This is a genomic window from Pseudomonas fluorescens (assembly GCF_001902145.1).
Classification (GTDB): domain Bacteria; phylum Pseudomonadota; class Gammaproteobacteria; order Pseudomonadales; family Pseudomonadaceae; genus Aquipseudomonas; species Aquipseudomonas fluorescens_BV.
Genome location: NZ_MRST01000013.1, coordinates 60,312 through 85,015 on the forward strand (window position 1 = coordinate 60,312; position 24,704 = coordinate 85,015).

27 protein-coding genes are annotated in these 24,704 nt (G+C 60.0%); 8 read left to right on the plus strand and 19 right to left on the minus strand.

From position 1 onward, the window contains the following. Positions 1-21 precede the first annotated feature (21 nt). Together BUE92_RS01840 and BUE92_RS01845 are read left to right on the plus strand one after the other, a co-directional pair. Positions 22-1,023 carry a sulfate ABC transporter substrate-binding protein gene (locus tag BUE92_RS01840; protein WP_073521700.1) on the plus strand — a complete coding sequence of 334 codons (1,002 nt, stop codon included), beginning with the start codon at positions 22-24 and terminating at the stop codon, positions 1,021-1,023. A gap of 251 nt (positions 1,024-1,274) precedes the next feature. Next, positions 1,275-2,480 (plus strand): MFS transporter, encoded by a 1,206-nt coding sequence (locus tag BUE92_RS01845; RefSeq protein WP_073521701.1) that lies wholly within the window; start codon positions 1,275-1,277, stop codon positions 2,478-2,480. A gap of 126 nt (positions 2,481-2,606) precedes the next feature. Here the strand turns inward: BUE92_RS01845 and BUE92_RS28645 are convergent, their stop codons facing one another. After that, positions 2,607-3,452, minus strand: a complete 846-nt coding sequence (locus tag BUE92_RS28645) for a M10 family metallopeptidase C-terminal domain-containing protein (RefSeq protein WP_256673921.1) — start codon at positions 3,450-3,452, stop codon at positions 2,607-2,609. Between BUE92_RS28645 and BUE92_RS28650 the strand changes: the two genes are divergently transcribed. Continuing rightward, positions 3,430-4,065 (plus strand): hypothetical protein, encoded by a 636-nt coding sequence (locus tag BUE92_RS28650; RefSeq protein ID WP_256673922.1) that lies wholly within the window; start codon positions 3,430-3,432, stop codon positions 4,063-4,065. The two genes, BUE92_RS28645 and BUE92_RS28650, sit on opposite strands and share 23 nt — an antisense overlap. Positions 4,066-4,581: 516 nt before the next feature. On the opposite strand, the gene BUE92_RS01855 is transcribed toward BUE92_RS28650, so the two are convergent. Then, complete coding sequence (locus tag BUE92_RS01855) at positions 4,582-6,834, minus strand: M10 family metallopeptidase C-terminal domain-containing protein (RefSeq protein WP_073521703.1); 2,253 nt, start codon at positions 6,832-6,834, stop codon at positions 4,582-4,584. A 749-nt stretch (positions 6,835-7,583) separates the two neighbouring features. Here BUE92_RS01855 and BUE92_RS28430 point away from each other — a divergent pair. Then, entirely contained in the window at positions 7,584-7,730 is a 147-nt protein-coding gene (locus BUE92_RS28430; protein ID WP_178380672.1) for a hypothetical protein, read from the plus strand. Between the two features lie 27 nt (positions 7,731-7,757). Here BUE92_RS28430 and BUE92_RS01860 read toward each other — a convergent pair whose 3' ends face one another. The 12 genes from BUE92_RS01860 to ccmA form a co-directional block, all read right to left on the minus strand. Next, a complete protein-coding gene (locus tag BUE92_RS01860) occupies positions 7,758-9,281 on the minus strand; it encodes a M10 family metallopeptidase C-terminal domain-containing protein (protein WP_073521704.1) in 1,524 nt (507 codons plus the stop codon). Positions 9,282-9,681: 400 nt separating this feature from the next. Beyond that, on the minus strand, positions 9,682-10,254 hold the full coding sequence (phnN, locus tag BUE92_RS01865) for a phosphonate metabolism protein/1,5-bisphosphokinase (PRPP-forming) PhnN (RefSeq protein ID WP_073521705.1): 573 nt from the start codon (positions 10,252-10,254) through the stop codon (positions 9,682-9,684). Positions 10,255-10,516: 262 nt separating this feature from the next. After that, complete coding sequence (locus BUE92_RS01870) at positions 10,517-10,924, minus strand: hypothetical protein (RefSeq protein ID WP_073521706.1); 408 nt, start codon at positions 10,922-10,924, stop codon at positions 10,517-10,519. Between the two features lie 16 nt (positions 10,925-10,940). After that, a complete protein-coding gene (gene ccmI, locus BUE92_RS01875; RefSeq protein ID WP_073521707.1) occupies positions 10,941-12,131 on the minus strand; it encodes a c-type cytochrome biogenesis protein CcmI in 1,191 nt (396 codons plus the stop codon). Continuing rightward, entirely contained in the window at positions 12,124-12,597 is a 474-nt protein-coding gene (locus BUE92_RS01880; RefSeq protein WP_073521708.1) for a cytochrome c-type biogenesis protein, read from the minus strand. The genes ccmI and BUE92_RS01880 overlap by 8 nt, the downstream gene beginning before the upstream one ends. Further along, positions 12,594-13,130 carry a DsbE family thiol:disulfide interchange protein gene (locus BUE92_RS01885; protein ID WP_073521709.1) on the minus strand — a complete coding sequence of 179 codons (537 nt, stop codon included), beginning with the start codon at positions 13,128-13,130 and terminating at the stop codon, positions 12,594-12,596. The genes BUE92_RS01880 and BUE92_RS01885 overlap by 4 nt, the downstream gene beginning before the upstream one ends. Next, a complete protein-coding gene (locus BUE92_RS01890; protein WP_073521710.1) occupies positions 13,127-15,115 on the minus strand; it encodes a heme lyase CcmF/NrfE family subunit in 1,989 nt (662 codons plus the stop codon). The genes BUE92_RS01885 and BUE92_RS01890 overlap by 4 nt, the downstream gene beginning before the upstream one ends. Before the next feature lie 3 nt (positions 15,116-15,118). Then, the gene (gene ccmE / locus BUE92_RS01895) at positions 15,119-15,577 is read right to left on the minus strand and encodes a cytochrome c maturation protein CcmE (RefSeq protein ID WP_014717703.1); all 459 of its coding nucleotides are present in this window, start codon (positions 15,575-15,577) and stop codon (positions 15,119-15,121) included. Next, positions 15,574-15,750 (minus strand): heme exporter protein CcmD, encoded by a 177-nt coding sequence (ccmD, locus tag BUE92_RS01900; protein ID WP_003172771.1) that lies wholly within the window; start codon positions 15,748-15,750, stop codon positions 15,574-15,576. The genes ccmE and ccmD overlap by 4 nt, the downstream gene beginning before the upstream one ends. Next, the gene (locus tag BUE92_RS01905; RefSeq protein WP_054899080.1) at positions 15,747-16,502 is read right to left on the minus strand and encodes a heme ABC transporter permease; all 756 of its coding nucleotides are present in this window, start codon (positions 16,500-16,502) and stop codon (positions 15,747-15,749) included. Before BUE92_RS01905 ends, ccmD begins: the two co-directional genes overlap by 4 nt. 87 nt (positions 16,503-16,589) lie before the next feature. Beyond that, complete coding sequence (gene ccmB, locus BUE92_RS01910) at positions 16,590-17,258, minus strand: heme exporter protein CcmB (RefSeq protein ID WP_014717701.1); 669 nt, start codon at positions 17,256-17,258, stop codon at positions 16,590-16,592. Beyond that, complete coding sequence (gene ccmA, locus BUE92_RS01915; RefSeq protein ID WP_073521711.1) at positions 17,255-17,890, minus strand: cytochrome c biogenesis heme-transporting ATPase CcmA; 636 nt, start codon at positions 17,888-17,890, stop codon at positions 17,255-17,257. The genes ccmB and ccmA overlap by 4 nt, the downstream gene beginning before the upstream one ends. A gap of 200 nt (positions 17,891-18,090) precedes the next feature. Between ccmA and fliK the strand changes: the two genes are divergently transcribed. Both fliK and BUE92_RS01925 read left to right on the plus strand, forming a co-directional pair. Beyond that, positions 18,091-19,668 (plus strand): flagellar hook-length control protein FliK, encoded by a 1,578-nt coding sequence (gene fliK / locus BUE92_RS01920; RefSeq protein ID WP_073521729.1) that lies wholly within the window; start codon positions 18,091-18,093, stop codon positions 19,666-19,668. Next, a complete protein-coding gene (locus tag BUE92_RS01925) occupies positions 19,665-19,994 on the plus strand; it encodes an EscU/YscU/HrcU family type III secretion system export apparatus switch protein (protein WP_073521712.1) in 330 nt (109 codons plus the stop codon). The genes fliK and BUE92_RS01925 overlap by 4 nt, the downstream gene beginning before the upstream one ends. 149 nt (positions 19,995-20,143) lie before the next feature. Here the strand turns inward: BUE92_RS01925 and BUE92_RS01930 are convergent, their stop codons facing one another. Continuing rightward, complete coding sequence (locus tag BUE92_RS01930; RefSeq protein ID WP_073521713.1) at positions 20,144-21,370, minus strand: molybdopterin molybdotransferase MoeA; 1,227 nt, start codon at positions 21,368-21,370, stop codon at positions 20,144-20,146. Continuing rightward, positions 21,354-21,893, minus strand: coding sequence for a molybdenum cofactor biosynthesis protein B (moaB, locus tag BUE92_RS01935; RefSeq protein ID WP_014717696.1), 540 nt, complete (start codon positions 21,891-21,893; stop codon positions 21,354-21,356). Before moaB ends, BUE92_RS01930 begins: the two co-directional genes overlap by 17 nt. Positions 21,894-21,969: 76 nt before the next feature. On the opposite strand from moaB, the gene mobA reads away from it, so the two are divergent. Then, the gene (gene mobA / locus BUE92_RS01940) at positions 21,970-22,572 is read left to right on the plus strand and encodes a molybdenum cofactor guanylyltransferase MobA (protein ID WP_073521730.1); all 603 of its coding nucleotides are present in this window, start codon (positions 21,970-21,972) and stop codon (positions 22,570-22,572) included. A gap of 79 nt (positions 22,573-22,651) precedes the next feature. Further along, positions 22,652-22,873, plus strand: a complete 222-nt coding sequence (locus BUE92_RS01945) for a YgdI/YgdR family lipoprotein (RefSeq protein ID WP_003189935.1) — start codon at positions 22,652-22,654, stop codon at positions 22,871-22,873. Between the two features lie 55 nt (positions 22,874-22,928). Here BUE92_RS01945 and BUE92_RS01950 read toward each other — a convergent pair whose 3' ends face one another. The 3 genes from BUE92_RS01950 to BUE92_RS01960 form a co-directional block, all read right to left on the minus strand. Next, positions 22,929-23,819: a pseudouridine synthase gene (locus BUE92_RS01950; protein WP_073521714.1), complete on the minus strand. Its 891-nt coding sequence runs from the start codon at positions 23,817-23,819 to the stop codon at positions 22,929-22,931. Between the two features lie 69 nt (positions 23,820-23,888). Further along, positions 23,889-24,224 carry a hypothetical protein gene (locus BUE92_RS01955; RefSeq protein WP_003189932.1) on the minus strand — a complete coding sequence of 112 codons (336 nt, stop codon included), beginning with the start codon at positions 24,222-24,224 and terminating at the stop codon, positions 23,889-23,891. Positions 24,225-24,298: 74 nt separating this feature from the next. After that, entirely contained in the window at positions 24,299-24,535 is a 237-nt protein-coding gene (locus tag BUE92_RS01960; RefSeq protein ID WP_073521715.1) for a glutaredoxin family protein, read from the minus strand. Positions 24,536-24,704 lie beyond the last annotated feature (169 nt).

The window sequence follows — 24,704 nt, forward strand, 5'->3', positions numbered from 1 at the left end:
TCGAACAACAAGGAATGAGCAGTGAAAAAAATCCTCAGCGCCTCTCTACTGGCCGCCGGCCTGGCCCTGGCGGGCTCCGCCCAGGCCGCGACCACCCTGCTCAACGTCTCCTACGACGTGATGCGCGATTTCTACAAGGACTACAACACCGCCTTCCAGAAGCACTGGGCAGCCGAGCACCCAGACGACAAGCTGACGTTGCAGATGTCCTTCGGCGGCTCCAGCAAACAAGCGCGCTCGGTCATCGACGGCCTGCCCGCCGACGTGATCACCATGAACATGGCTACCGATATCAATGCCCTGGCCGACAACGGCAAGCTGGTGCCGGACAACTGGGTGACACGCCTGCCGAACAACAGTGCGCCGTTCACCTCAGCCACGGTGTTTATCGTGCGCAAAGGTAACCCCAAGGCCCTGAAGGACTGGCCCGACCTGCTCAAGGACGGCGTGCAGGTAATCGTGCCCAACCCGAAGACCTCGGGTAACGGCCGCTACACCTACCTGTCGGCCTGGGGCTACGTGTTGAAGAACGGCGGCGATGAAGACAAGGCCAAGACCTTCGTTGGCAAGTTGTTCAAGCAAGCGCCAGTGCTGGACACCGGTGGCCGCGCCGCCACCACCACCTTCATGACCAACCAGATTGGCGACGTGCTGGTGACCTTTGAAAACGAAGCAGAAATGATCGCCCGCGAGTTTGGCCGTGATCAGTTCGAAGTGGTCTATCCAAGCGTTTCCGCCGAGGCCGAACCGCCGGTGTCGGTGGTGGATAAAGTTGTCGAGAAAAAAGGCACCCGTGCCGCGGCCGAGGACTACCTCAAGTATCTATGGTCGCCCGAAGGCCAGGAAATCGCGGCCAACAATTACCTGCGCCCACGGGACCCGAAGGTGCTGGCCAAGTACACCGACCGGTTCCCGAAGGTGGATTTCCTGTCGGTGGAGAAAACCTTTGGTGACTGGCGCACGGTGCAAAAGACTCACTTCAATGATGGCGGGGTGTTTGACCAGATCTACTCTGGCCAATAACCCATCTGACTGAATCAACTCGGTCAAACCTGTGGGAGCTGGCTTGTCTGCGAAAGCGATCTATCCGTCATATTTCAGGTGACGGATACACAGCTTTCGCAGGCAAGCCAGCTCCCACTTTTTTCGCGCAAGGCAGATGTATCTGAATGTATCATCACTCGGCATAAGTGATATCACCACAAGCAGCCTACTCACTTGCGAGCCTTGTCTTTACTCTCTCACGCCACTTCCTTCGCCTTTATGAGTGCACCATGAACGCAACCTCTCACGCTGCAGGCACCATGACCCGGGGCATGGTCATGCTGTTCGCGTTTTGCTGCGGCGCTATCGTCGCCAACATCTACTATGCACAACCGATCATCGAGCTGATTGCCCCGGACATTGGCCTGACACCGGCAATGGCCAGCCTGATCGTGTCCCTCACGCAAATCGGCTATGCCCTGGGCTTGTTTTTCCTGGTGCCTCTGGGCGACCTGCTGGAAAACCGCAAGCTGATGATTGCCACCACCGTCGTGGCGATCGCCAGCCTGTTGGGTGCGGCGTTTATCGAGCAGCCGAACCTGTTCTTGCTGGTGTCGCTGCTGATCGGCTTCAGTTCCGTCTCGGTGCAGATCCTGATTCCGCTGGCGGCACACTTGGCGCCGGCCGAATCCCGGGGCCGCGTGGTCGGCAGCATCATGGGCGGCCTGCTGCTGGGCATCCTGCTGGCACGGCCGGTGTCGAGCGTGGTGGCCGATCACTTCGGCTGGCGTGCGATGTTCATGGCGGCCGCCGCACTGATGGCGTTTATCAGCGTGGTGCTGATGCTGACCATCCCCAAACGCCAACCCGATCACAGTGCCAGCTACGGCCAGTTGCTGCGCTCCCTGGGCACCCTGTTGCGTGAGCAACCGCTGTTGCGCCAACGGGCGTTCTACCAGGCTTGCATGTTCGCCGCCTTCAGTCTGTTCTGGACCGCCGCACCGCTGGAACTGGCACGTAACCACGGCCTGAGCCAAAGCGAGATCGCACTGTTTGCCCTGGTCGGTGCCCTTGGCGCCATCGCCGCGCCCATGGCCGGTCGCCTGGCCGATGCCGGCCATACCCACCGCGCCTCGTTGCTGGCGATGCTGTTTGGCGCGCTGAGTTTCCTGCCAGCGTTGGTACACCCGCTCTACAGCGTGATCGGCCTGGCAGTCACCGGTGTGGTCCTGGACTTCTGCGTGCAGATGAATATGGTCCTCGGCCAGCGCGCCATCTACGCCCTCGATGCCAACAGCCGCAGCCGCCTGAACGCGCTGTACATGAGCAGCATTTTTATCGGCGGTGCGTTCGGCTCGGCGATTGCCAGCAGCGTGTATGAACATGGCGGCTGGTTGGCCGTAATGCTGGTGGGCAGTGCATTTGCGCTGGTGGCCTTGTTGCGCTTCCTGAGTGCGTCACGTAAAGCCGCGTTGGCCAATGCCCAAGCGTCCTGACGGGTCCTTCGGCTCATAAAAACTGTTCACAACGCACAAAGGGGCGGGACTTAATCAATCATTGAGTAAGTCCCGCCCCGCGTTGCGTCAAACAATGGCGACCGTCAAACGTGCCCGGTCAAGTCGTTAGAGGTAACCGCCATCTTTTATGTTGAGCCCAATGACATCTTCCGGGCTGATCATTCGGGTGCTCTTGATCAGGAAATCGGTCTTGCCATCTCCATCCAGGTCGATCGCCAGCAAGTAACGTCCCGTCTGCGGATTGAACTTGATGATGGTGTCGCCTGCCGCCCCTGTATAGTTCTCAACGAAGTTCAAGGCTACCTTGCCGTCGCGTGCCATTTGCGACAGGTCGATCTTGTCTTTCCCCGTATTGAAGTCCACCAACAAGTCGGCATGGGTGCGTGTTGAATCGCTAAACGCATTGAACTTGAAGGTATTCCAGCCGCCGCCGCCCTCCAACGTATCAGCCCCTGCGCCACCGGTGAGCACATTATTCGCACTGTTACCTATGATGCGATCATTACCCCGGCCACCCACGGCATTTTCGATCACTGTTTTCTCGTCGATCCTGACATTTTCCTTCATCCCGCCCACGCTGGAAAACGAACCACCACGCAAGCTGATGATTTGATTCTGCTTGAAGCCAGAAAAATCAAAGGTATCGTTCCCGCGCTCATCCCATACGTTGAAGTCTGGTTTATCGGATGCGGACTTCAGGGTCGTTTCCGGCTTGCCGGTATTTGAATTGAATCCGTAGATGGTGTCATCGGTCCTTTTTTTGGTGCTAACTTTTGGCTCGGTGACGCCTGCGTCGTTCTTCGGCCCGTCCGCTGGTGAGGTGGTGGTGCCCTTCGTCCACAAGTCCCTTGGCAAGGGGCGACCGCCCGTCGTCGGCACGTCCCTTGCCAAGGTGGTGTCACCCTTCTTCGACACGTCCGCGGTCGAGATGCTGCCGCCCTTCGTCGACACGTCCGCTGTCGAGGTGGTGCCGCCCTTCGTCGACACGTCCGCTGTCGAGGTGGTGCCGCCCTTCGTCGACACGTCCGCTGTCGAGGTGGTGACGTCCTTCTTCGTCGCGTCCGCGGTCGAGGTGCTGCTGCCCTTCGTCGACACGTCCGCGGTCGAGGTGGTGCCGCCCTTCGTCGACACGTCCGCTGTCGAGGTGGTGACGTCCTTCTTCGTCGCGTCCGCGGTCGAGGTGGTGCCGTCCTTCTTCGTCGCGTCCGCGGTCGAGGTGGTGCCGTCCTTCTTCGTCGCGTCCGCGGTCGAGGTGGTGCCGTCCTTCTTCGTCGCGTCCGCGGTCGAGGTGGTGCCGTCCTTCTTCGTCGCGTCCGCGGTCGAGGTGGTGCCGTCCTTCTTCGTCGCGTCCGCGGTCGAGGTGGTGCCGTCCTTCTTCGTCGCGTCCGCGGTCGAGGTGGTGCCGTCCTTCTTCGTCGCGTCCGCGGTCGAGGTGGTGCCGTCCTTCTTCGTCGCGTCCGCGGTCGAGGTGCTGCTGCCCTTCGTCGACACGTCCGCTGTGCTGGTACCACTGTTCTTCGGAGCGTCCGCTGGAGGTTTGGTATCTTCCACTGGCCTCGTATAGCAACGAGCGGTCACCACTTTGCCGGGATTAACGTCTCCAAGTTGAAGCAGGCCGGAGTTCAGGCTCAATCCATACATTCGCTGCAGGCCAGGGCGCTCACCTACCAGCGGAGCGGAAAGATTAAGCAGCTTGGCGCTTGCCGAGGCTTGGTTGTCTGCCGCTGAGTTCGTCTCACCATGAGATGACTTCACGGCTTCACTGCTGCCTTGGTTGCCAGGATGTGCCAGCTGAGAAGGCTGAGGGGTCACGTTCGGCGTGGGCACATGGTAGTTTACAGCGGATGTATTTACATTAATCATATTCACGTTTTCTCAGTTAGTTAAAAACAACAACACAACACTTCACAAGCAAAACACCCGTGAACTCTTAAATAGCCAGTTTCAACAATGACTACTCGAACTTTTAAGCGCGCGGCAAAAAGCCGCACCATTGACAAACAACAAGTCATTACTTGTAGTTAGCACTTACTATTGGCGTACTGTTTCACTCATCCAACAGGGAACGACTTGACTATATTCAGCGCGCATCTGACGTTGAATGAATTTCCCTCCACGCCCTTGCTGAAATCGCCGACTGATTAAAAACCGACGCTTGCATCGCTCGGTACCCGCCTGGATAGGGACTGAAGCCATAGGCTGGTCTTGCGTTTCGAGTAAAGGCATCCGGCTCGCAAGGATCAGTGCGAGGGGTTGGTTTGGGCTCACAGGGTGCCGGACGCGGCCTCGGCTCACACGGATCTGGTCGCGGCTTCGGTTCGCACGGATCGGGACGCGGCCTCGGTTTCCATGGGGCTGGACGCGGCTGAGGTTCCCAGGGATCCGGGCGCGGCCTCGGTTTCCACGGGTCTGGACGCGGCTGGGGTTCGCACGGATCCGGGCGCGGCCTCGGTTTCCATGGGTCTGGACGCGGCTGAGGTTCCCACGGATCCGGGCGCGGCCTCGGTTTCCATGGGTCTGGACGTGGCAGGGGTTCGCAGGGATCCGGACGCGGCCTCGGTTTCCACGGGTCTGGACGGGGCTGCGGCTCACGCGGGTCCGGACGCGGCTTTGGTTTACTCGGGTCCGGACGGGGCTGCGGCTCACGCCGGTCCGGACGCGGTTTTGGTTCACTCGGCTCCGGACGGGGTTGCGGCTCACGCGGGTCTGGACGCGGCTTTGGTTCACTCGGATCCGGACGGGGCTGCGGTTCAACCGGTTCCGGACGGGGCTGCGGCTCACGCGGAGCCGGACATGGCTGCGGCTCACACGAATCCGGACGGGGCTTTGGCTCACACGAATCCGGACACGGCTGCGGCTCACACAAATCCGGAAGGGGCTTTGGCTCGTCCGGTTTTGGTTCCTTCGGTTTAGGCTCAGGCTTGGGCTTGGGCTTGGGCTCCTCGGGTTGAGGCCGCGGCTGCGGCTTGGGATCTTTCTGTTCAGGGTTAGGCGTTGTTGTATCGCAATACACCAAGATATCAGTGGGTTTTATCCGACCGATGCTTTTTATCAATAGGTCAGCCTTGCCGTTGCCTGTCACGTCAAGGGCCAGACACCCCTCGTTGCTCCCCTCGTCATACCCGATCACAGCCTGGCCGGGCTGGCCAATTAAGCGATCGACGAATTTGAGAGCACTGATATTCGCCCGTTTCAAGACTGCAGATACATCAATCTTGTCTGCGCCACTCTCGAAATCCAGGATTACGTCAGGGCTGTCCGGGGTAGAATCACTAGCGTGGTCATAAACAAATGTGTCTGCGCCGGCACCGCCAGACAATCTGTCGGCCCCTGCTCCCCCTTTGAGACGATTGGCGACATGATTACCTATAAGTGCGTCGTCCCCCTTGCCGCCCACTGCGTTTTCCAGCGTGACGCCTTTGGCAACGGAGACATTACCCTTCAACGCCCCGACATCCGAGAAGGATCCGGCATTGAGGTTGATTTTCTGATTCTGTGAATACCCAGAGAAATCCAGGGTGTCATCCCCGCCGCCATCCCACACACAAAAAACAGGATTGTCGTTAGCCGACTTCAAACCAAACGCTTCACGGTCCGTATTGGAATTAAACCCATATATCGTATCGGTATTGCGCGTTTTAGTATTTGCTCCATAAACTTTCTGGATGCCGGATATGTCATCCATCATCGGCACAGAAGGGTACAACAATTTGAAATTGTGCCCCGACTGATTTTTTTCCGAAAAATAACTCATTACAGAACGCGCTCGAGTATCCCCGGAGTACTCTGCGTCACGCTCATAGTTTCCAGAGCCATCATAGTTTCCCGGATGCTCCAGACCTAAGGTATGGCCTATCTCGTGAGTAAGGACTGAGCGAAAAAAATCGCCTGGTGCAGGGTTCGCTCCTGCATTCGCTACTCCAATATTTGCGAAAGTTCGAACCGTATACATATCAGGGAGTGAGGACTCGCCGCCAGAAGCTTTGGGCATATCGTTGATGTCAATATGGCCGTCAGCATTTTTTCCATTTTCAGTGAATGTAACGTTAGTGACATCCTGCCAGTACTGCAGTGCCCGCCGGGCCTGCTCTGCCTGCTGTGGAGTAAAACCTTTGGAAACGCGATAAGACACTGTAATTTGGCCATCACCGTTACGGTCATGAACTTTGAAACCGTTGCGGGTGATGTGTTTCCCAGCCTGTTCAGCCGTAAAAACTGGCTTTTCGCTATGAAGTGCATATACCTCAACAGAGCTCTCCGAGCTGATACCACTCTTGGGATCTGGCGCCTGCTGCACACTAACATGAGTTGTGGAAGGTCCTGAAACTCTCATAAACCAAAGTCCTCATAAAAATCAGGCCCGAACTATAAACCGACAAATTCGAGATACCGATTTCCGCCCAACAAGAGCAGCAGTAGTTATCGGCACAACCTTAAATTCGCACACCTGCGCGAACCACGCCAGCCGCTAATTAATTCACACCGACACACTCTAAAATTTAAAAACACTTTAGGCTTAACACTGTAAAAACCTGAAATCATGAACACTGAAAAAACCTACAATAAAAACCATAACCCTCTGTTTTATAAAAAATAAAAATCCACAAACAAAATTAAAATCACATTCATTTCAAATAAACAATTCACAAACAGACAAGACCTGAGCCATCCATAAACATTCAGCCAACCCGCAACCTTTTACTTCCTTCCACACAACGACCCGGTTGAATAAAGAATATTAGAACGGGGCATGAAGGACAAAATCAGCATTTTCCATATAGTGGCTTTAATCTCCGGCACAACGGTAACTCAATGCACGGCAACAACCGATCAGACTGACACCCCCAAACTGATCCATGAATAACCATGCCGATCCTACGGCAAGTGGAGGAATCAAAGGGCGATCGTGGCAAGGGAGCTGACTTTCGATACAGGTAATCTGCTCTTACAGCCAGCGCTGTCAAGGTATTTAAAACCTGGAGGTTGGCTGATTTCGAATAATCAAGGATGGGCACTTAGGAGGGAATCACCACGCTCTGTTAGCGTGGTGTAAAGAGCACTACGATAACTGGCCATTTGACGGTGATCTTCGCCCCGAAGGTCACGGCGGTAAATACCGCCCAGCGATCTTTGGGCGGCATTTCCCACAAGCAGGATGTAGAGCGCCAAGGCATCGACGTTGTGGATTATCGGGAACGCTGGTTCGCTGCCCCGCCCGAGCCCGGCTGATCAGGCAGGCGAATAGCGTTGGACTTATCAGGAAATCGACCGCACCTTGTTGAGGAGCGTCCTGAACAACGAAAGAATTTCATTGATAACCCCATCGCCAGGTCGGGGAGCCGGGGCGGGCGATGGGCTAGGTTTTGGGGAAGGATCAGGTTCAGTCGGCTCTGAAACGGGGGGCGGGACGGGGTCAGAAACAGGGGAAACCGTGGGGCCAGGCGTCGGAGTCACTGTCGGCGCCTGACCGTTCCAGATGATGTCCGTCTGTTTGATTTGGCCTTGGCTGGCAACCAGTAGATCCGCCTTGCCATTGCCCGTCGTATCCACAGCCAATGTGTAACGTCCGGTTTTCGAGTCGTGGCCGAGCACAGCCTCGCCCGCTTTGCCGCTGAATTTCTCGGAGAAGTTCAGCGACTTGAGCCCCGCTTCCTGAAGAACACCGGTCAGGTCGATCTTGTCGCTCCCGCTTTGGAAGTCCTGGATGATGTCGGGTGCCTGCGGCGTTGAATCGCTGGCGCGGCGGTAAACAAACGTGTCTGCCCCAGCCCCCCCGTACAGCTTATCGGCCCCCTTGCCGCCCGTGAGACGGTTGTTCCCCTCGTTCCCCTTCAAGGTATCGTTGCCGGTACCGCCAATGGCATTTTCCACATTCACACCCTTGGCAATCGACACATTCCCCCGCAAGCCTCCCACGTCCGAGAATGACTCAGCCTTGAGGTTGATGGCTTGGTCTTGGGTAAACCCGGAGAAGTCGAGCGTATCGTTACCGCCGCCGTCCCAGACGGTGAAAACCGGCTTCTCAGTCCCCTGCTTGAGGCTATAAACCTCCCGACCTGAATTGGAATTGAAGCCGTAGGTGGTGTCGGTATTGCGGGTTTTAGTATTAGCGCCGTAGAGAAGCTGGGAGCCGGCGATATCGTCCATCATCGGGGCAGCCGGGCTGCTCCCGGCAAAATTGTGCCCCGGCTGATGGGTCTCAGCCCAATAGCTCATGACACTGCGTGCCTTGGTGTCCTGGGCATATTCAGCATTGCGCTGGTAAGTGCCTCCGCCATTGTAACCACCTGGATGATGCAGCCCCAAGGTATGTCCCAGTTCGTGGATCAGCAGAGTCAGGAAGCCGCTGCCCATTGTCGGGTTATGCGCACCCTGAGTGCCTACATTGGCGTAGACTCTCGAACTGTGACCGGTCGGCATGATCGCCACGCCTCCCGAGCCCCCAGTCCCGTTGATAGTGATGTGGCCATCGGTATTTGAGCCATTTTCAACAAATTTGATATTGGTGACATCGGCCCAGTATTGAAGGGCTTGCCTGGCACGCTGTTTCTGAGCGGCATTGAAGTTACCGCCAAAGTTAAACCCCACAACAATTTCGCCATCTCTATTTCTATCCTGAAACTTGGAACCACTGCGCGTAATATTTTTCGCCGCCTGATCGGTGGTGAAAGATCTTTTATTATTGGCCCAGAGAAGAACCTGATTTTCATCATGTGAGAAATTGGAGTGCAATGTCTCTGGGGGATGCGACTGGCAAGACTGTCTGACAGGGATTTGCATAGTAATTTGTTACTCTGAACAGTGAAATGACCCATCCATGCATAGGAATTATCGACACTGACTGATCCGTAGTCATCCCGATAAAGCTCCCATATTGAAAACGCCTTCACCACCGCTAAGTCTTTTCAAGAAAACCCTATAAACACGCATGCAAAAAAATCACACACGTTATATTCAACGCCCCCCACCTATGCCTTATCAACCGCTATAAAACGCTGATACAACACACGCAAATAAACTTGCAAAACATTAAATTAATCGGACCAGTCATCAACTTTCAAATATCCAGTAATCCAATCAAACATATCAGCGAAAGATAAGCCTGGCACCAGGGTTTTATCGGAGTGCTGGGATGACCACGCACTACATGAATGGGTTGTCCCAACCTACCGGGATTGGGTCAGGTGCTTACGCTATGCCCGTGCTCCAGGCAACACAGCAAGCGTTCGACGGTATGCGCCAACGGGCCGGAATTATCCAATACGAACAAACCCTCGCCATGACCGGCAATCAACTGAGCAGTGAACCGCGCATTGCGCGCGAGGCGCTCCTCGATATCCGTCAATGACTCCCGCCCACGAGCAATCAGACGCTGGCGCAGCACCGCTTGGTCCACCGTCAGCAGCAATACCAGCAAGGTCGGATAACGCTCGCGGGTTTGCGCCAGGTGCGCACGAGAACCGTTGACCAGAACGTCGTCCCCCGCGGCCAGCCAATCGTCAATTTCCCTGGGGATGCCGTAAGACAAGCCATTAGCCTGCCAGCTCAAGGCAAATGCGCCCTCGGCCTCCATGGCCGCAAACTGCTCAGGGCTCACACCTTGCGCCGCTTCGCCCACCGCCTCCGCGGACCGAGTGATCACCCGTCGTACCATGCGGCACCCACGCTCAACCAGACGTGGGCGTGCGGCATCCAGCAGACTGTCTTTGCCCGAACCCGATGGCCCGATGAGATAGATCAACCTGCCTGCCATTAAAAACCCTCTTCGCTTGTCCCCAGACCGGTGCATTCCCGGGACCACTGCGCAGCGCCTGGTTTGCACCCGGGAGGCCGCGTCGTAGTAGTCGTAGGAAAGTATACCTAGCAATCCTTCCCATGCTAGGCCAGCAATCGCCACATCACTACAGCGCGCTCCGCATTCGGCGCATACGTCGGGCTTTAATTGCTTAGCCCTGCCGTGATCCACACAGTGCATTTGGAAGCCATCAAAAAGGCGACCTTCAGGCCGCCTTTTGTCATTGCGCGTACTGCTTGCTCAACCCCGGCGGCACGCCTTGCACGTTGGTTTCTTCCCATGGCCCGTTGGGGCTGATGGAGCGGCTCCAGCCGTTGCTCCAGCGGTAGTAGGTGCGCTGGCGGTAGAAGGTGTCAGGCTGATCGTCCAGCACGTACACCTGCATCTTGCCGTCCCAGTGGCTGGCGGCGCCCGGCGGTGGGGCGAAGGTCGGCGATTTGCTTGGCAGAGGCTTGGGCGGCGGCGTCACCGGGCCGGAAGGTTTGGTGCTGGGCTTGGTGCTCGGCTGGGTCGAGGGGCCAGACGGTGGAATAGTCGGGCCGGTCGGCGCCGGAGGTGGGCGGTGGACCGCACAGGCGCTCAGGCCGAGTACCAGGCTGAGCAGGGTGATGCGTGCAAATGCGGTCATGGGTGTGTCCTCAGAATTACTGGTCCGGAGTGTCGATGGTCAATTGCTGCAGTGCAGTGGTGCTGCTGGCCAACGGTTGGCTGCGGCCGATCCACTCGCCAGTGGTCGGTTGGCCGGCCCGGGATATGCGCGCAACCAGTTGGACTTCGGGGAAGTTGGACAGTTTCAACTGCGGCATCATCGCGTCGGCATCGCCCAGTTCGACGGTGACCGGCAATGCGTCGACGGTCACACGCTTGGCAGCCAAGGGCGCCGGCGGGCCGTTTACGGCGCGGGCAAAGATGAACACGCTGTCGCCTGGCAGGACGTTGGCCTTCACTTCGGCAGATAAGTCCACCCGCACCGTCAGCAGCGCCTTGGGCGCCGGAGCAACGCTGCCACCGCTCTCCTTGAGCTTCTCTGCCGCGCGGTCGATTCCGCCTTGCAAGGCGACACGGGAATTGTCCTCTGCCGGCAATTGCGCGAGCAGGCGGTTCCAGTAGTCGATGGCTTCCTGATAACGCTGGCCCTCAAAGGCAGCGATACCCAACAGGCCAAGGCTGGTGACTTCCTTGGGGTCGAGCTTCAAGGCTTCGTCGGTCAGCGCCTGAACCTGGGGCGACCATTGTTTGTTGTCAGCAAAGTACTGCGCCTGGGCCCATTGGCCGAGCAGTTCGGGTTGGCGCCCGGCCAACGCAACCGTACGTTCAAAGACTTTGGCGGCATCGGCGGCACGGTCCTGGGCCATATAGGCGCGCCCAAGGAAGTACAACCCTTCTGCCGAATCCGGTTGCGCAGCAGCGGCGCGTTCCAGGCGGCGGGTCATGTCGGCCATGGACACCGGCGGTTGGGAAAACTCACGGGTCAGTTCGACCTTGTCGCTCGCCCCGTAATGCAGGTATAGCGCAACGCCAAGCACGGGCACCAGAAACGCCGCCAAAAACGGCAGCGGTTTGCCCAGTCGCAATTCACGGGGTTTTTCCACGCCCTCGGTATCGGCCAGCAACTCGCGGGCCGCCTCGGCGCGACCAGTATCAAGTTGCACGGCGTTCAATACACCTTCGTCCTGCTGCGCTTGCAGCTCGGCGACGCGCTCTTGATACAGCGCCACGTTCAGCGCGGTGCGATCCTCTTCACGCTGGGCGCGACGGCCACGCAACACAGGGATCAACAGGAAACTCAGGGCAATCAGTAGCAGCAAACCGGCTGCGAGCCAGAAATCAATCATCAGTCTTGGTGTCCAGCAATTGGTCGAGGCGTTTACGCTCTTCAGGGGACAGCGCATCGGCGCCATCAATCGGTGCGACACGGCGGCGACGCACGATCACGGCCATTACCACCACGCCGGCCAGCAACAGCCCGGCCGGGCCAAACCACAGCAGCGCGGTCTTGCCGGTGAGTGCCGGTTTGTAGCGCACGAAATCACCGTAGCGGTCGACCATGAAGTCGATGATCTGCTGGTCGTCCTTGCCCTCCTCCAGCATGCGGAAGATTTCTCTGCGCAGGTCGGTGGCGATCGGGGCGTTGGAGTCGGCGATGTCCTGGTTCTGGCACTTGGGGCAGCGCAGTTCCTTGGTCAGGTCGCGGAAACGCTCGCGCTCGGCGTCGTTGGCGAATTCATAGGTGTCGATGGCGGCGTGGGCCACGCCGGCCAGGCCCAAGGCTAAAACGGCAGCGGTCAACCAACGCTTCATGGCTTGGCCTCATCGACCAGGGCCTGGTACTTGGCGGCCAGTTGCTCGCGCCACACCGTTTCGTCGATCACGCCGACGTACTTGTCGCGGATCACACCTTTGGCGTCGATGAAGAAGGTTTCCGGCGCGCCGTACACGCCCAGGTTCAACCCCAGGTTGCCGTCTTCGTCGCGGATATCCAGCTGGTACGGGTTATGAAACTCCGCCAGCCACTTCAAGGCCGCCGCATTGTCGTCCTTGTAGTTGATGCCGTAGATCACCACGCCCCTCTCGGCCAGCTTGTTCAGCACCGGGTGTTCGACGCGGCAAGAGATGCACCAGGTGGCCCACACGTTGACCAGCGCCGGCTTGCCCTGCAAGTCGGCCTGGGTGAGGGTCTTGTCACCCTGCACTGTTGGCAGGTTGAAGGCGGGGAACGGCTTGCCGATCATCGCCGAAGGCAGCTCGGCCGGGTCCAGGTACAACCCGCGATACAAAAACACCGCCACCAGCAGGAACAACGCCAGCGGCACAACCATCAACCAACGCTTCATACCGCAGCTCCCGAAAGGCCAAGCGCTTCACGCACCCGGCTCTTGACCTTGACCCGATAGCGCCGGTCCAGCGCCGCGAGCAACCCGCCGAACCCGGTGAGCAAGCCGCCGAACCAGATCCAGCGCACGAAGGGTTTGACATGCACGCGCACGGCCCAGGCGCCGTCGCCCAGGGGTTCACCGAGGGCCACATACAGGTCACGGGTGAAACCGGCGTCGATGCCGGCCTCGGTCATCATCGAACTCTGCACGGTGTACAGGCGTTTTTCCGGGTGCAGCACGGCGATTTCCTTACCATTGCGCACTACGCGCACCGTGCCTTTGTCGGAGGTGAAGTTCGGCCCTTCGAAGTGCTTGGCACCTTCGAAGATGAAGTGGTAACCGGCCAGGTCCATGGACTCGCCCGGCGCCAGGCGCAGGTCGCGCTCGGCGCTGTTCTGGCTGGACAGCACGACGCCAAGGGCGCACACCGCGATACCAAGGTGGGCGATCTGCATGCCCCAATAGCTGCGGGTCAGGGTGGGCAGGCCCTTGAGCAACCCCTTGTGGCGCGTCTTGTCGACGATGTCCCGCCCCCCCGCCAACAACACCCAGGCCGCCAGCAGGAAGGTGGCGAGTACCGCCCAATTGAAGTCGCCGTAGGCAAACCCGGCGATCACCGCCAGGGCCACGCTGCCGAGCAGCACCGGCATCAGCATGCCCGCCAGCCATTTCACCGGGGTGTCTTTCCAGCGCACCAGCACGCCGACCGCCATCACCACCATCAGCAGCCCCATCAGCGGTATGAACAACGCGTTGAAGTACGGCGGCCCCACGGACAGCTTGGCGCCGCTGAGGGCATCCAGCACCAGTGGGTAGAGGGTGCCGAGCAGGATCATCGACGCGGCTACCACCAGCACCAGGTTATTGCCCAGCAACAGGGTTTCCCGCGACCACAGGTTGAAACCGACCTGGCTCTTGACCACCGGCGCGCGCAGGGCAAACAGGGTGAGCGAGCCGCCGACGACAAACAGCAGGAAGATCAGGATGAACACGCCGCGCTCAGGGTCTGAGGCAAACGCATGCACCGAGGTCAGCACGCCCGAGCGCACCAGGAAAGTGCCGAGAAGGCTGAGGGAAAACGCCGCGATGGCGAGCAGTACCGTCCAGCTCTTGAACACGCCACGTTTTTCGGTGACGGCCAGAGAGTGAATCAGCGCAGTACCCACCAGCCACGGCATGAAGGAGGCGTTTTCCACCGGGTCCCAGAACCACCAGCCGCCCCAGCCGAGTTCGTAGTAGGCCCACCATGAGCCCAGGGTGATACCGATACCGAGGAAGGCCCAGGCGACGATGGTCCATGGCCGCGACCAGCGCGCCCATGCCGCATCCAGGCGGCCGCCGAGCAAGGCGGCGATGGCAAACGCGAAGGCCACGGAGAACCCCACATACCCCATGTAGAGCATCGGCGGGTGCACGATCAGGCCGATATCCTGCAACAACGGGTTAAGGTCGTGACCGTCCACCGGGATCTGCGGCAGGATGCGGCTGAACGGGTTGGAGGTCATGATCAGGAACAGCAGGAAGCCGATGCTGATCATGCCCATCACCGCCAGCACCCGCGCCAGCATCACTTGCGGCAATTGGCGCGAGAACACCGAGACGGCGAAGGTCCAGCCGCCGAGGATCAAGGCCCACAACAGCAATGAACCTTCGTGGGCGCCCCACACGGCGCTGAACTTGTAGTACCAGGGCAAAGCGCTGTTGGAGTTGTTGGCAACGTAGGCGACAGAAAAATCGTCGGTCATGAAGGCGTAGGTCAGGCACCCAAAGGCGAACAGCAAGAAGGCGAACTGGCCCCAGGCGGCCGGCTGCGCCAGGCTCATCCACAGGCGGTCGCCACGCCAGGCACCGAGCAAGGGCACCACGGCCTGGACCACGGCAAAGCACAGCGCGAGGATCATCGCCAACTGGCCCAGCTCCGGAATAAACAGTGCTGACGTCATGGCTCAGCCCTCCTTGACTGGGGTGGCGGGAGCGGTTTGGCCGCTGTCTTTCAAGGCTTTGGTGACCTCGGGCGGCATGTATTTTTCATCGTGCTTGGCCAGCACTTCGTCAGCCACTACCACGCCATCGGCGTTGAGCTTGCCCAGGGCGACAATGCCTTGGCCTTCGCGGAACAGGTCCGGGAGGATGCCGCGATAGGTGATGGTCACGGCCTTGTTGAAATCGGTGACTACGAAAGTCACGTCCAACGAATCGCCGGAGCGCTTCAACGAGCCCTGCTCCACCATGCCGCCAGCGCGGATGCGCGTATCGACCGGTGCCTCGCCATTGGCGATCTGGGTGGGCGTGTAGAACAGGTTGATGTTCTGCTGTAGGGCGCTCAGGGCCAGGGTCACGGCAATGCCGACGCCGGCCAGGATGGCAAGGATGATCAACAGACGCTTTCTACGCAGCGGATTCACTTTTCGGTCTCCCGGCGCAGACGTCGCGCCTCTTGTTGCAGGTAACGCTTGCGGGCCAGGATCGGCGCGGCGACGTTGAGGGCCAGCACCGCCAGGCAGATGCCATAGGCCGTCCAGACATACAGGCCGTGGTGGCCCATGGCGAGAAAATCGCTGAAAGAAGCAAAACTCATCCACGTGCTCCCAGGCAGTTTTGCACTTCGGCTTTCACCCAACTGGTACGGGCTTCACGCTTGAGCACCTCAAGACGCATACGCAGCAGCAATACGGCGCCGAAGAAACAGTAGAAGCCCAGCACCATCAGCAGCAACGGCGCCCACATTTCCACGGGCATCGCCGGTTTTTCGGTGAGGGTGAAGGTGGCGCCCTGATGCAGGGTGTTCCACCACTCCACCGAGTACTTGATGATCGGGATGTTGATCACGCCGACAATCGCCAGCACCGCGCAGGCCTTGGCGGCGCTGTCACGGTTGCTGATGGCGTTGCCCAGGGCAATCAGGCCGAAATACAGGAACAGCAGGATCAGCATCGAGGTCAGGCGCGCATCCCACACCCACCACGAGCCCCAGGTCGGCTTACCCCAGATCGCACCGGTCACCAGCGCCACGGCGGTCATCCACGCACCGATGGGCGCGGCGCATTGCAGGGCCACGTCGGCCAGCTTCATCTTCCATACCAGACCGACGATGCCGCACACCGCCAGCATCACATAGCAGGACTGGGCCAGCATCGCGGCAGGCACGTGGATATAGATGATGCGAAAGCTGTTGCCTTGCTGATAGTCCGGCGGCGCAAAGGCCAGGCCCCAGACCAGGCCGGTGCCGATCAGCAGGATGGCGGCGATACTCAACCATGGCAGCAGCTTGCCACTGATGCCATAAAACCATTTGGGCGAGCCGAGCTTGTGAAACCAGGTCCAGTTCATTGCTGTTTCCATCACGGTGCTTTTCGTCGTGGCGAAAAGCTCAGGGTCTTTACTGACTCAGCGTCATTGACGCCGGGTCAGACCTCATTATTCACCGACGCTGATTTTCAGGCCGGCGGCTATAGCAAAAGGTGTCAGAGTTACCGCCAGGGCGGTCAGGCTACCCAGCCACAAGAGGTAACCGGTCGCCGGCATGCCCATGAGCGCGGCTTGCAACGCGCCGCTGCCCAGGATCAACACCGGGATATACAAAGGCAGAATCAACAGGGCCAGCAACAGCCCGCCCCGCTTCAAGCCGACCGTCAACGCTGCGCCCACCGCCCCCAACAGGCTGAGCACCGGCGTGCCGAGTAACAAGGACAGAAGCAACACCGGCAGGCATTCAACGGGCAACCCGAGCATCATGGCAAGCAGTGGCGAGAGCAAGACTAGCGCCAAGCCGGAAAAAACCCAGTGTGCCAGCACCTTGGCCAGTACCAGAAGTGGCAACGGGTGCGACGAAAGGACCCACTGTTCCAGGGAACCGTCTTCGAAATCACTGCGAAACAGCCCGTCCAGCGAGAGCAGAACCGATAAAAGCGCGGCGACCCACACCAGTCCTGGGGACAAGGTTTGCAACAGTTTAGTCTCCGGGCCGACCGCCAGCGGGAACAGCGCGATCACGATGGCAAAGAACACCAGCGGGTTGGCCAGTTCGGCGGGGCGGCGGCACAACAGTCGTGCCTCCCGGGCGACCAACAGGGCGAACACACTCATAGCGACCACCGCCCCAGGTCTAACTCACGGTAGCCAGCGGGCATGCGCGCCAAGGTGTGGTGGGTGGTGAGCACCACCAGGCCGCCTTGCTCGCAGTGCTGGGCCAGGTGTGCTTCCAGTTGAGCCACGCCTTGTTTGTCGAGGGCCGTGAAAGGTTCGTCGAGAATCCACAACGGCGGGCCGGGCAAGTACAAGCGGGCCAGGGCCACGCGGCGCTGCTGGCCGGCGGACAGGGTGTGGCAGGGAACATCCTCAAAGCCCTTGAGGCCCACCGCGGCCAAGGCCTGCCAGATGGCATCGCGGGTAGCAGGATGGTGCAGGGCGCTGAGCCAACTGAGGTTTTCTTCAGCGGTGAGTACGTCCTTGATGCCGGCTGCGTGGCCGATCCAGATCAGGTTGCGCGCAAGCTCGCTACGCTGTTCGCTCAACGGCTTGCCGTTGAGACGCACCACGCCGGCCGTCGGTTGCATCAGCCCGGCCAGCAGGCGCAGCAGGCTGGTCTTGCCGCTGCCATTGGGGCCACTGATTTGCACCATGTCGCCACCCGAAAGCCGCAGGTCGAGTTGCTCGAACAGCAGGCGCAGGTCGCGTTCACAGGCAAGCGCTACGGCTTCAAGAAGAGGGCTGGTCAAAAGATCGCGGGCCTTTACGGTTCAAGTCGGCGGTGCAGCGGCCGTTATAGAGAGATGCACAATAACGGCTTTGGCGACCGATTTTAGAGAGCTGGATCAAATAGTTGTGAGGTTTTTACCGCTCTCTTTGCAGACGGGCGGCATTATACATGCGATGCCCTACTCTAAAGAGGGCAATTTCCCCAGAGACGATGCGCACGATGACCGGTGAGATCAACCTTCCCCCACTGCCGCCCTCCCCAGCCCCTGGGCCCGCCCCGCTGCCGGCCGCCGGCGAGCTGCTCAAACTGCTGGAGCCACAGGCCGGGTTGATCGGCCCGGGGAAAACCGTGAACGCTGAGGTCATCGCGCTTAAACAAGGCGGCGAAGCCTTTCAGTTGCTGCTCAAGTTGACCCTCGACGGCGGTCGCCAGACCCTGGTGCAAGCCAGTAGTGCCCAGCCCTTGCCGTTAGGTAGCAATGTGGCGGTGAGTCAGACGCCTGCGGGCAACCTGGCCATCACCTTGCAGCAAGCCATGAGTGCCAACGTCGCCGCCCTCACTCGCCTCGACACCCACCAGATGCCGGTGGGTACGTTGTTGCAAGCCAAGGTGCTGACCACGCAGATGCTGCCCCAGGGCACGGCGCAACCAGCGATCTATCGCTCGCTGGTGAGTGTGCTCAATAACGCCCTGGCTGGTGCCACCCTGACGCTGGAAAGCCCTCAGCCCTTGCGGGTGGGCAGTTTGCTCAGCGCCGTAGTGCAGAATGCGCAAACCCTGAATTTCGTGCCGCTGAGTGGGCTGAAAGACCAACTGGCCGTGGCGCAACAGCTTGCCACTCAGCAAAGTCGCCAAGGCTCGCTGGATGCGGTGTTCACCGCCTTGCAAAACCTGCCCCGTGGCGACAGCACATCGGCCGAGCTGCGGGCCGCCGCCGAGCGATTATTGGCAGCCTTGCCCGATCTGGCACAGGTCAGCAACCCCAAGGTGCTGGCCCAGGTGGTGCAGAACAGCGGCGCCTTTCTGGAAGCCAAACTGCTCGCCGGCCAGAACCCGCAAATCCCACCGCTGGACATGAAAGGCGCGCTGTTGCGCCTGGTCGCAGACCTGCTGCCCGCCCTGCCCGCCAGCACCAACCTGAATGCGATCCTCGCCGCCAATACCCTGGCCCAGGTGTTGCCGCACTTTGTGCGCAGCCCGCTGAACACCCTCGGCCAGGTCGGCGCCCGCCAGATGCCAGCCGGCTTTCCGCTGCCCGAAAGACTGATGGCCAAACTGGAAGGTGAAGGCGACCTGGAAAACCTGCTGCGCCTGGCCGCCGGGGCGATCTCGCGCTTGCAGAGCCATCAACTGTCGAGCCTGGAACAGACCGGCACCACCGCCGACGGCCGCCTGCAAACGACCTGGCAGTTGGAGATCCCCATGCGCACCCTGCAAGACATCGTGCCGTTGCAGGTCAAGTTCCAACGCGAGGAGCCCGCGCCAGACAAGGACCAGCCCGAGCGCCAGGATAAAAAAGACCCGAAACAAATGCTTTGGCGCGTCGAACTGGCCTTCGACATGGAGCCGCTGGGGCCGTTGCAAGTTCAGGCGCAGCTGTCCCAAGGCAAACTGTCCAGCCAGTTATGGGCCAGCCGCCCTTTCACTGCCAGCCTGATCGAAAGCCACTTGGGCAGCCTGCGTGAGCGCCTGGTCTCATCCGGGCTCAACGTTGGCGACCTGGATTGCCACCTGGGCACCCCGCCCCGTGGGCCAAAAACCGGACTGGAGCAACGCTGGGTGGATGAAACCGCATGAAAAACGCCGCCCCGCCCCGCCAGGCCATCGCCCTCAAGTACGACGGCCAACAGGCCCCCACCCTGACGGCCAAGGGCGATGACGCCCTGGCCGAGGCCATCCTCAAGCTGGCACGGGAGAACGAAGTACCGATCTACGAAAACCCCGAGCTGGTGAAGCTGCTGGCGCGCATGGAATTGGGGGACAGCATTCCGGAAGAGCTGTACCGCACGATTGCCGAGATCATTGCGTTTGCCTGGACGTTGAAGGGAAAGTTCCCGGCCGGCTACGACCCGGAGGCAGGGCCGGTGGAGTGGGATGTCACTGAGCGTGGCGACGATTACTGACCGCTCATAGGCATACACAAATCTAAATGTGTTTTTGTAGGAGCGAGCTTGCTCGCGAAAAACCCGCAGGCGCCGCGTTTATTCAGGAAGCCCGCGTTATCGTTAACGTTTTTCGCGAGCAAGCTCGCTCCTACTTTTTTAGCGCGTGGTCAGTTCAGGACTTCGCTCAAAGGGATGAAGTTGACCCGGTCGCCGATGGCCAGCGTGGTCCCTTCCATCACCTCCACAAAGCCTTCAGCCCACGCCGCACTGCGCAGCACTCCGGAGCTTTGGTTGCGGTAGATGATCGCCTTGCCCTGTTCGATCCGCCCGCGCAGGTACTCGCGGCGGTTGCCGGGCTTGGGCCAGACGAACCCTGCCGGTACTTCGAAGCGCAGCGGCTGCACCTCCCGCACACCTTGACGGCGCAGCAGATACGGGCGCGCCAGCAGCGCAAAAGTCACCAGGGTCGAGGCAGGATTGCCCGGCAGGCCGATCACCGGCACGCCACGAAAATGCCCGAAGGTCAGCGGCTTGCCCGGTTTGATCGCCAGCTTCCACAACGCCAGCTCACCCTCTTCCCGCAAGGCAATGCCGAGGAAGTCCGCTTCGCCCACCGACACACCGCCGGTCGAGAGGATCAGGTCAACGCTGCCCAGCCCCGCCAGGCGCGCGCGGGTCTGTTCCAGATCATCCGGTAGAATCCCGGCATCGATCACTTCGCAGCCCATGCGCACCAGCCAACTGCACAGCACGCGGCGGTTGCTGTTGTAGATCTGCCCAGGGCCGAGCGGCAACCCTGGCTCGATCAGTTCATCGCCGGTCGACAACACGGCCACGCGCACGCGCCGCACCACCTCCAGTCGATCACGTCCAAGAGACGCGGCCAAACCGAGTTCGATAGGGCCCAGGCGGGTGCCGGCACTGAGTACGGTCTCGCCGACCGTGGTCTCTTGGCCCTGCGGACGGATGTTGTCGCCCATCTGCAATGGCTCGGTGAAACTCACGCGCTGGTCGGTATGCACCACGGCGTTTTCCTGCATCTGCACGCAGTCAGCGCCTTGGGGCACCGGCGCGCCGGTAAAGATGCGCGCACAGGTGCCGGCCGCCAAGGGTTCAGGGGCAGTGCCGGCGAAAATCCGCTGGCTCACCACCAAGGGTTCGCCGGTCCAGTCCGCCCGGCGCACGGCGTAGCCGTCCATGGCACTGTTGGGCCACGGTGGCAGGTCGAGTGTGGAGATCAGGTCCTGGGCCAATACCCGGGCATCACACTCAGCCAGGGACATTACTTCCTGCTCGCGGATCGGCGCGGCGGCGGCCATGTCGAGCAAACGCTGCAGGGCTGCTTCCACCGGCATCAGGGCGCCGGTCTTGCCGGGCTTATCCACGGGATTCACAAGGTTCGGCCTGCTTCAGATGCGGGACGAAGTTGCATGGGCGGTGACGGTTATCCAGCTGCTCGGCGAGGATGCCGTCCCAACCGGTGCGCACGGCATTGGTGGAACCTGGCAGGCAGCACACAAGAGTGCCATTGGCCAACCCCGCCAAGGCGCGCGATTGCACGGTAGAGGTGCCGATATCGGCCACGGATATCTGGCGGAACAGCTCGCCAAAACCATCGACCTGCTTGTCGAGCAGGCAGCTCACTGCTTCAGGGGTACTGTCGCGACCGGTGAAGCCGGTGCCGCCGGTAATCAGCACCACCTGAACCACGTCTTCGGCGATCCAGTGGGCCACCTGGGCGCGAATCTTGTAAAGGTCATCCTTGAGCAGCACGCGCTCGGCCAGGCGGTGGCCGGCGGCGGTGAGGCGGTCGACGAAGACCTGGCCGGAGGTGTCAGTCTCCAGGGTGCGGGTGTCGCTGACGGTCAATACAGCAATATTCAGGGGTACAAAGGGCGCATCGGCCTTGGCTTTCATGGCACGGTCCGGTTGTCGAAGGAACAGCCCGATGTTATATCACAGGCCCCTGTTTACCTGCCGCAGCGCAACCATCATGACCTTTGAATTTTCCTCCCTGCCATGTTCGATCCTGTTGTTGGCCGGTGGTCGCGGCCAACGCATGGGTGGCCAGGACAAAGGCCTGCTGGAATGGCAAGGCCAGCCCTTGATCGCTCACCTGCACCAGTTGACCCGACCACTCACCGATGACCTGATCATCTCGTGCAACCGCAACCATGAACGCTACGCGCCCTACGCCGACCAACAGGTGAGCGATGACAACCCGGACTTCCCCGGCCCGCTGGCCGGTATCCGTGCGGGACTCTTCGCCGCACGCCATGCGCATCTGCTGATCTTGCCTTGCGATGTGCCGCAGATCGATGCGCGACTGCTGGCCGACCTGCGTGCGACCGCACGACGCAATCGGCAGCGACCGGTGATGGTGCGCCAGGGTGACTTCTGGGAACCCTTGCTGTGCATCATCCCCACTCGCCTGAAAAACCAGGTGGAACAGGCGTGGCAAGCGGGAGAGCGCAGCCCGCGCAAGCTGTGGCTGCAACTGGGTGCCGTGGCGCTGGAATGTCCGGCTGATGACCCGCGCCTGGCCAATCTTAATACGCCCGAGCTGTTGCTCCCCGGGGCTGGCATGTCAGAATGAACCCTGCACAAGGAACTTTGCCGGCGTCCCATACGTCACAAGGTCAGCAATTTAAAAGTATTCTCTCGGAGACAAACTCATGACTCAACGGACCATCGCCGCTCTCATGCTTGCACTGGGCCTCGCCACCCTCGCCGGTTGCGCTTCGCCAACAGTGATCACCCTGAATGACGGTCGCGAAATCCAGGCCGTCGACACCCCGAAGTACGATGAAGATTCGGGCTTCTACGAATTCGAACAACTGGACGGCAAGCACACCCGTATCAACAAAGATCAGGTTCGCACCGTTAAAGACCTGTAAGCCTCAGCGCTTGCACACAAGGCCCGCCTCGCGCGGGCCTTGTTGTTCCTGGGGTTTACCAGTCCAGGGTGATCTGGCTGCGAAAGCTGCGCTCCTGGCCAGTCACCGGGTCGATAAAGCGCACGCCCTGGGCCAGTAGCTTGAGTGGCTTGGCATAATCGTCCTCGGCATCCTTGATCACCTCGGGGTAGAACGGGTCATTACAGATGCTCGCCCCGAGCGCCGTCATATGCACGCGCAGCTGGTGCTTCTTACCGGTCACCGGGAACAGGCCGTAGCGCCATAGATCAGCGTTTTTCTCGCGCACCTCTACCGCCGTCTCGGTGTTGCTGGCACCCGGCCCTTCCTGCATGCGAAAGAAGGGTTCGCCATCCACCAGACGGCTTTTGTGCACCAACGGGAAGCTGAGGTGCGGCAAGGCCGGTGCGATGGCTTCGTAGAATTTGTCGATACGTCGCGTGGGAAACAATTGCTGATAGGCCGAACGGCTGTGCGGGTTGGCCGAGAACAGCACCAACCCCGCCGTGTGCCGGTCGATGCGATGCAGAGGCACCAGGGCGGGATTGTCCAGGCGCCGGATCAAGCGTCGCAACAAGGTGTGCTCGACGTACTCGCCAGCGGGTGTCACTGGCAGGAAATGCGGTTTGTCCGCCACCACGAGGTGCTCATCGGCGTACAGGATGCTTTCCAGCACCGGAATCACTTTCTCGTTGGGCACTTCGCGAAAGTAATAGATGCACAAGCCTTCCTTGTAGCCCAGGCCCAGGCTGATCGGGTTGCCATTGACATCCAGCACCCGGCCGCGAGCAATGCGGTCCAGCCACTGTTCACGGCCAATGGCCGGAAAGTGTGCGCACAGGCAATCGAGCACCGTCACCCAGGAGCCCGGCGGCAGGTACAGGGTGCTGGCTTGGTGCTGGGAGGGGGAAAAAACGGAAGTGGACATGCCGACGCTCAAAGCCTGGAAAACAGGCGGGCATTATCGCCCATGGCGCGCGATTGCCTAGGGCCTATCTCAGGCCTTGGCCAGTTGAGCCCGCAGCACCGGCGAGGCGCTCGCCGCCTCGGTGAATTCCTTGAGCCAGCGCAGCACGTCCACCGCTTCCCAACGGCCCGGGTCATACAGCGCGTAGAGCAAGCCCTGATAACCCACCACATCCAGCTGCTTGTGATAACCGGCGCGCTGGAACAGCGCCTCGATTTCCGCGAAGCAGGTGTTGAAATGCACTTTGTTAAACGGCGTCTTGCCTTCCGTGACCAGGCCATCGAGGCGCAGCTCGTTCACCGCGTCGCGCACCACATCGGCGGACATGCGATTGACGCTGCTTTTAAGTTGTTCAACATTCACCACGGGCGTTCCCTCTATTCAATCGCTGTACGAATATACAGTAACTTAATATTTGGAAAGCCGCCATCGCATAAATCTCAGCGCAGGAAGGCAACCACCTGCTCGGTGTCGAACGGCCAGTCCAGTTCCGCCCCGGTGTCCGTGCGGCGAAGCACCGGAATCCGCAGGCCGTAGACATCTGTCAGGTCCTCGGGGTCGGTGATATCCACCAACTCCACCAGCAGCCCGTGTTCGACGAGCGGCATGACTTCGGCTTCGGCTATCTCACACAGATGGCAACCCAGGGTGCCGAACAGCTGGCATTCAGGAAGCATGGCGAAAGGACTCGAACAAGAAACGAACGTCCATTCTAATCCCAACAAGCCCCTGTAGGAGCGAGCTTGCTCGCGAAAAACTCCCGCGCGCCGCGTTCACTCAGGAACCGCGCGTTATCGTTGACGTTTTTCGCGAGCAAGCTCGCTCCTACGGTGCAAAAAGCCTGAT

What these genes read in the sequence shown, in the direction of transcription:
- BUE92_RS01845 (WP_073521701.1), top strand. Translation starts at nt 1,275, where the DNA reads ATGAACGCAACCTCTCACGCTGCAGGCACCATGACCCGGGGCATGGTC.
- BUE92_RS28650 (WP_256673922.1), top strand. Translation starts at nt 3,430, where the DNA reads ATGCTGCCGCCCTTCGTCGACACGTCCGCTGTCGAGGTGGTGCCGCCC.
- BUE92_RS01855 (WP_073521703.1), bottom strand. Translation starts at nt 6,834, where the DNA reads ATGAGAGTTTCAGGACCTTCCACAACTCATGTTAGTGTGCAGCAGGCG.
- BUE92_RS01860 (WP_073521704.1), bottom strand. Translation starts at nt 9,281, where the DNA reads ATGCAAATCCCTGTCAGACAGTCTTGCCAGTCGCATCCCCCAGAGACA.
- phnN (WP_073521705.1), bottom strand. Translation starts at nt 10,254, where the DNA reads ATGGCAGGCAGGTTGATCTATCTCATCGGGCCATCGGGTTCGGGCAAA.
- BUE92_RS01870 (WP_073521706.1), bottom strand. Translation starts at nt 10,924, where the DNA reads ATGACCGCATTTGCACGCATCACCCTGCTCAGCCTGGTACTCGGCCTG.
- ccmI (WP_073521707.1), bottom strand. Translation starts at nt 12,131, where the DNA reads ATGATTGATTTCTGGCTCGCAGCCGGTTTGCTGCTACTGATTGCCCTG.
- BUE92_RS01880 (WP_073521708.1), bottom strand. Translation starts at nt 12,597, where the DNA reads ATGAAGCGTTGGTTGACCGCTGCCGTTTTAGCCTTGGGCCTGGCCGGC.
- BUE92_RS01885 (WP_073521709.1), bottom strand. Translation starts at nt 13,130, where the DNA reads ATGAAGCGTTGGTTGATGGTTGTGCCGCTGGCGTTGTTCCTGCTGGTG.
- BUE92_RS01890 (WP_073521710.1), bottom strand. Translation starts at nt 15,115, where the DNA reads ATGACGTCAGCACTGTTTATTCCGGAGCTGGGCCAGTTGGCGATGATC.
- ccmD (WP_003172771.1), bottom strand. Translation starts at nt 15,750, where the DNA reads ATGAGTTTTGCTTCTTTCAGCGATTTTCTCGCCATGGGCCACCACGGC.
- BUE92_RS01905 (WP_054899080.1), bottom strand. Translation starts at nt 16,502, where the DNA reads ATGAACTGGACCTGGTTTCACAAGCTCGGCTCGCCCAAATGGTTTTAT.
- ccmB (WP_014717701.1), bottom strand. Translation starts at nt 17,258, where the DNA reads ATGAGTGTGTTCGCCCTGTTGGTCGCCCGGGAGGCACGACTGTTGTGC.
- fliK (WP_073521729.1), top strand. Translation starts at nt 18,091, where the DNA reads ATGACCGGTGAGATCAACCTTCCCCCACTGCCGCCCTCCCCAGCCCCT.
- BUE92_RS01925 (WP_073521712.1), top strand. Translation starts at nt 19,665, where the DNA reads ATGAAAAACGCCGCCCCGCCCCGCCAGGCCATCGCCCTCAAGTACGAC.
- moaB (WP_014717696.1), bottom strand. Translation starts at nt 21,893, where the DNA reads ATGAAAGCCAAGGCCGATGCGCCCTTTGTACCCCTGAATATTGCTGTA.
- mobA (WP_073521730.1), top strand. Translation starts at nt 21,970, where the DNA reads ATGACCTTTGAATTTTCCTCCCTGCCATGTTCGATCCTGTTGTTGGCC.
- BUE92_RS01945 (WP_003189935.1), top strand. Translation starts at nt 22,652, where the DNA reads ATGACTCAACGGACCATCGCCGCTCTCATGCTTGCACTGGGCCTCGCC.
- BUE92_RS01950 (WP_073521714.1), bottom strand. Translation starts at nt 23,819, where the DNA reads ATGTCCACTTCCGTTTTTTCCCCCTCCCAGCACCAAGCCAGCACCCTG.
- BUE92_RS01960 (WP_073521715.1), bottom strand. Translation starts at nt 24,535, where the DNA reads ATGCTTCCTGAATGCCAGCTGTTCGGCACCCTGGGTTGCCATCTGTGT.